Annotated in this window: 6 protein-coding genes and 1 pseudogene; 4 read left to right on the top strand and 3 right to left on the bottom strand. The window is 70.8% G+C overall.

The window, feature by feature from the left end; genetic code table 11:
- Positions 1-636, bottom strand: a 636-nt coding sequence (kdd, locus tag AC1DP0_RS18240; RefSeq protein WP_478087171.1) for an L-erythro-3,5-diaminohexanoate dehydrogenase, incomplete at its 3' end; no start/stop codon positions are given.
- A 91-nt stretch (positions 637-727) separates the two neighbouring features.
- Here kdd and AC1DP0_RS18245 point away from each other — a divergent pair.
- On the top strand, positions 728-2,173 hold the full coding sequence (locus AC1DP0_RS18245) for a KamA family radical SAM protein (protein WP_478087173.1): 1,446 nt from the start codon (positions 728-730) through the stop codon (positions 2,171-2,173).
- A 32-nt stretch (positions 2,174-2,205) separates the two neighbouring features.
- On the opposite strand, the gene AC1DP0_RS18250 is transcribed toward AC1DP0_RS18245, so the two are convergent.
- Together AC1DP0_RS18250 and AC1DP0_RS18255 are read right to left on the bottom strand one after the other, a co-directional pair.
- On the bottom strand, positions 2,206-2,730 hold the full coding sequence (locus AC1DP0_RS18250) for an SRPBCC domain-containing protein (RefSeq protein ID WP_478087175.1): 525 nt from the start codon (positions 2,728-2,730) through the stop codon (positions 2,206-2,208).
- On the bottom strand, positions 2,727-3,044 hold the full coding sequence (locus tag AC1DP0_RS18255; protein WP_478087177.1) for an ArsR/SmtB family transcription factor: 318 nt from the start codon (positions 3,042-3,044) through the stop codon (positions 2,727-2,729). Before AC1DP0_RS18255 ends, AC1DP0_RS18250 begins: the two co-directional genes overlap by 4 nt.
- A gap of 147 nt (positions 3,045-3,191) precedes the next feature.
- Between AC1DP0_RS18255 and AC1DP0_RS18260 the strand changes: the two genes are divergently transcribed.
- The 3 genes and pseudogenes from AC1DP0_RS18260 to AC1DP0_RS18270 form a co-directional block, all read left to right on the top strand.
- Positions 3,192-3,932: a VOC family protein gene (locus tag AC1DP0_RS18260; protein ID WP_478087179.1), complete on the top strand. Its 741-nt coding sequence runs from the start codon at positions 3,192-3,194 to the stop codon at positions 3,930-3,932.
- A gap of 9 nt (positions 3,933-3,941) precedes the next feature.
- Positions 3,942-4,562 carry a TetR/AcrR family transcriptional regulator gene (locus AC1DP0_RS18265; protein WP_478087181.1) on the top strand — a complete coding sequence of 207 codons (621 nt, stop codon included), beginning with the start codon at positions 3,942-3,944 and terminating at the stop codon, positions 4,560-4,562.
- Positions 4,562-4,757: pseudogene (locus tag AC1DP0_RS18270) on the top strand (Cys-tRNA(Pro) deacylase); the annotation flags it as partial. The gene AC1DP0_RS18265 and the pseudogene AC1DP0_RS18270, both read left to right, overlap by 1 nt.

The raw sequence follows: 4,757 nt of genomic DNA on the forward strand, positions 1-4,757 counted from the left end.
GAGGACGGCCACGGTCGGCGCGGCGCCGCGGGCGGCATACTCCCCCACGACCCGCTCGACGAGCGCCGGCGCGCCGCACACGTCCATGACCATGAGCGCGAGGTGCGGGTCGAGGTCCTCGGGCAGCGTCGCGGCGATGCTGCGGCCGAAGAGGATCGCGTGACCGGCGGCGGGCGCCTGCTCCGAGAGGCCGTCCCAGCGCTCGAGGCCGTCGGTGATCGCGAGGGGCGTCAGCGAGAGCGAGACGAGCGTGGCCACGCGGTCCCCCACCCGCAGCCCGAGCGGGCTGTCCGGACCGACCTCCTCGACGGTGCCGATGAGCATGCCGCCCGAGCCCGTGATGGGATTCTGCATCTTGCCACGCGTCGCGACGATGCCGAGCACCTCGTGGCGCACGGCGCGGCCGTCGACCGCGCCGTCGCGCGTGTGCTTCTCGGCGAGCTGGCGGTAGGAGGCGGCGTCGAGGTTGAGCGTCTCGACGGCGATGCGCACCTCGTCGGGCCAGAGCTCCGGTCGCGCGTCGAGGCGCTGGGCAGCCTGCGGGAGGGTGATCGCCTCCCCCGTGGGCTCGAGCACGCGGTGCAGGCCGACCGGCGAGGAGACCCGGACGTCGTCGGGCGGGGACGGTGCGGTCACGGCGCAGATCCTTCTGTCGCAACGGATACGGACGACAAATCCTTTTGCATCATAGGAGACTCAGGGCCGAACCTTCGGCTATCGTCAGGACATGTCACTGGTGTCGCAGCCATACGTGTACGCCCGTCGCCAGCTCGTGGAGCCCGACTGGACCAGGGTGCCGGGCTGGGCGCACGTCACCCAGGCAGATTGGGACAACGCACAGTGGCAGCGGGTGAACTGCGTCAAGAACATCACGCAGCTTCGGGCCCTCATGGGCAACCTGCTCGACGAGCGCTTCTACGACGACCTCGCCAGGGACCAGGCCGAGCGCGCGACGATGTCGATGCTCGTCCCGCCGCAGATGCTGAACACCATGGTGCCCTCGACCGACTCGGTGATGCCCGGGGCCGGCCACGACTTCACCGAGGCCTTCTACGCCGACCCGATCCGCCACTACATGCTCCCGGTCTTCTCCGACCGACGCACCGACTGGCCGTCGCACCCTCACGCCTCGCGCGACTCCCTCCACGAGCACGACATGTGGGTGGCCGAGGGCCTGACACACCGTTACCCCACCAAGGTGMTGGCAGAGCTGCTCTCGACGTGCCCGCAGTACTGCGGCCACTGCACGCGCATGGACCTCGTCGGCAACTCCACCCCACAGGTCGCCAAACTGAAGTTCGACCTCAAGCCAGTCGCCCGTTACGCCGCGATGCTCGACTACCTGCGCTCCACCCCCGTCGTGCGCGACGTCGTCGTCTCCGGCGGTGACGTCGCCAACATGCCGTGGAAGAACCTCGAGGCGTTCCTCGACGAGCTCCTGGACATCGAGAGCATCCGTGACATCCGGCTCGCGACGAAGGCCCTCATGGGACTGCCGCAGCACTGGTTCGCCGACGACGTCGTCGACGGGGTCGGGCGCGTTTCCGCCAAGGCCCGCTCGCGCGGTGTCTCGCTCGCCATCCACACGCACGTCAACAGCGCCCAGTCCGTCACACCCTCCGTCGCCCGGGCCGCCAAGGCGATGCTCGACGCCGGCGTCCGCGACGTGCGCAACCAGGGCGTGCTCATGCGCGGCGTCAACGACTCCACCGAGGCGCTGCTCGACCTCTGCTTCGCGCTCGCCGACGGGGCCTCGATCACGCCGTACTACTTCTACATGTGCGACATGATCCCGTTCGCCGAGCACTGGCGGCTCTCGCTCGCCGAGGCCCAGCACCTCCAGCACTCCATCATGGGCTACCTGCCCGGCTTCTCGACGCCGCGCATCGTCTGCGACGTGCCGTTCGTCGGCAAGCGCTGGGTGCACCAGGTCGAGGAGTACGACACCGAGCGCGGGATCTCCTACTGGCGCAAGAACTACCGCACCTCCATCGAGGGCGACGACACCGAGGCGCTGTCGCGCGAGTACGTCTACTACGACCCGATCTACACGCTGCCCGCGTCAGGACAGCAGTGGTGGCACGCGTCCATGGACCACGAGTCGGTCATGGCCGAGGCGAGCCAGCGGGCCGCCACCAGCCGGGCGGCGGCCGAGTCGCAGCTCGTCCCCTGACGACTGCGGGTCTCAACGGGCCTGAGCCGGCCTCAGCGGACGGCCGCGTCCGCGTAGGCCGGGGTCAGCTCGGTCCACCGCTGCTGCCAGGCAGGGGCTGCCGTCTGCTCCGACCAGCCCTCGGCGTGCGCCGAGCCCCCGCTGGCCAGCGAGCGGCCGAGGTCCTCCAGGTGGACCTGCCAGCCGGCTCCGTAGAAGTGGAGCTGGCCGACCGGCAGCCCGCGCTCCTCGACGACGAGCCGCGTGCGCGCATCCTCGGTGGTGAGCCACGCCTCGAGCTGCGTCTCCTCGTCGGTCCCCGGTGCGTTCGTGACGAGCAGATGGTGCGGGGCGTCGCAGGCCTCGATCCGCACCTGTCCGGCCCAGGTGCTGGTGAAGACGGCGTCGACCGTCTCGCCGACGCCGGGGTCACCGGACACGTCCGCGATCCAGCGGGCCAGCCGCTCCGGCGTCGTGCACGCGCTCCACAGGTCGTCGATGTCGGTGTCGTAGACATCCTCGACGCGCACCGCGCCCCGGGTGTCGTCGACTGCTCGCATGGTGCCGATGATCTTCACTGGTGCTCCTTCTTCCCTCGTGCGATCTCCGTGTGCAGGGCATCGAGCCGGTTGCGCCAGAGCGCGCGATAGCTCTCGAGCCACTCGTCGACCTCGACGAGGGCCTCGGGGCGCAGGGTGTAGATCCTGCGCTGAGCCTCCGCCCGCACGTCGACCAGCCCGGCCTCCCGGAGCACCCGCAGGTGACGGGACACGCCCGGGCGGGCGATGGGGAGCGCGTCGGCCAGCTCGCCGGCAGTTGCCGGGTGGTCCCGCAGGATCTCCAGCACCGTGCGCCGGCTCGGATCGGCCAACGCCTGCAGCACCATGTCCATGCCATGATCGTACCGAACTCGGTACGTAACCGCAAGGATACGAATGCCTATCGGTGCAGCGCCCAGACAACTGGCTTGTCCCGCAGTCGCTCACCGTCCTAGCGTGTGAGGGGCCCCCGGCGTCCGCCGATCGGAGACGAGCCAGCGATGACCAGTCAGCTCCGCGAGCTCTGCTTCGACGCCCACGACCCGCCTCGCCTCGCGCGCTTCTGGGCCGGCCTGCTGGGACGCGGGACGGCCGCCGACGAGGTGACGGTGCTGCCACGACAGCAGCCCGAGTTCCCGATCCGGTTTGTGTCCACACACGAGGAGAAGACCGGCCCCAACCAGATCCACCTGCACCTGACCAGCACGTCGCCCGAGGACCAGCAGACGATCGTGGCTCGAGCCCTCGAGCTGGGCGGTCGGCACCTCGACGTGGGCCAGACGCCCGAGGAGGGGCACATCGTGCTCGCCGACGCCGAGGGCAACGAGCTCTGCGTCATCGAGCCGGGCAACGCCTACCTCGCCGGATGCGGCTTCCTCGGTGAGCTGGCCTGCGACGGGTCGCAGGAGGTCGGGTACTTCTGGAGCGCAGCCCTGGGGTGGCCGCTGGTGTGGGACCAGGACCAGGAGACCGCGATTCAGTCGCCTGCCGGTGGCACGAAGATCGCCTGGGGTGGTCCTCCGGTCCGGCCGAAGACCCGGAGGAACCGGATGCACTTCCACCTGGCACCCTCGGTTCGGGACGGGCGGGACGCGGAGCTCGACCGACTCGTCTCGCTCGGAGCGAGGCGCCTGGACTCCAGCCCCGATGCCACGGGCGGGGTGCTGATGGCCGACCCCGACGGCAACGAGTTCTGCCTGCTCCCCGACGACGCCGGGGATGCCGGGGACGGGTCCCCGTAGACTGCCGCGGTGACCCCCCGCTCCCCCGGCACCCGCACCCGCGTGCCTCGCGCCGAGCGGGAGGCGCAGATGCTCGCGGTGGCCGAGCAGGTGTTCGCGACCCGCGGCATCCAGGCGACGACGATGGACGAGGTCGCCGAGCTCGTCGGCGTCACCAAGCCCCTCATCTACGACTACTTCGGGTCGAAGGAGGGGCTGCTCGCGGCGACGATCGAGCGCGCTCGGGGCCAGCTGCTCGCCGCCCTCATCGACTCCTGGGTCGCCCACCCCATGGCCCCGGCACGTGACCGCGTCGGTGGGGTCGTCCTTGCGTTCTTCTCCTTCATCGACGAGCACGAGCAGGCCTTCTCGCTGCTGCGCACCGAGGGCGCGCTCATCGGTGAGGCGTCCGCCTCGGTCGAGCGCATCCGCCAGCAGACCGCCAAGGCCTTCGCCGAGGGTCTGCGCACCCTGCCGGCCTTCGAGTCCCTCGAGCCGCACCGGGTCACGGTCATGGCCGAGATCCTCATCGGCGGCTGCGAGCGGCTTGCCGTCTGGCGCAGCAGCCACCCCGGCACGAGCGCCCACGAGGCGACCGATCACGTCGTGACGACGATCTGGGACGGGCTCGCGTCCGTCGCCCAGGCCTGATGGCCAGGCACCGCTCCGCTGAGGGGCCGTCGACGCCGGCCACCGTGGCGCTCGACCGCGCCGGCGTGCCCTACACCCGGCACCCCTACGACCACGCCCCGTCCGCAGCCGGCTATGGGATCGAAGCGGCCGAGGCGCTCGGCGTGGCACCCGCCCGGGTCCTCAAGACCCTCCTCGTCAACACCGGCCCAGGGC

The organism is Terrabacter sp. P5_B1 (genome assembly GCF_056400505.1).

What these genes read in the sequence shown, in the direction of transcription:
- AC1DP0_RS18260 (WP_478087179.1), top strand. Translation starts at nt 3,192, where the DNA reads ATGACCAGTCAGCTCCGCGAGCTCTGCTTCGACGCCCACGACCCGCCT.
- AC1DP0_RS18255 (WP_478087177.1), bottom strand. Translation starts at nt 3,044, where the DNA reads ATGGACATGGTGCTGCAGGCGTTGGCCGATCCGAGCCGGCGCACGGTG.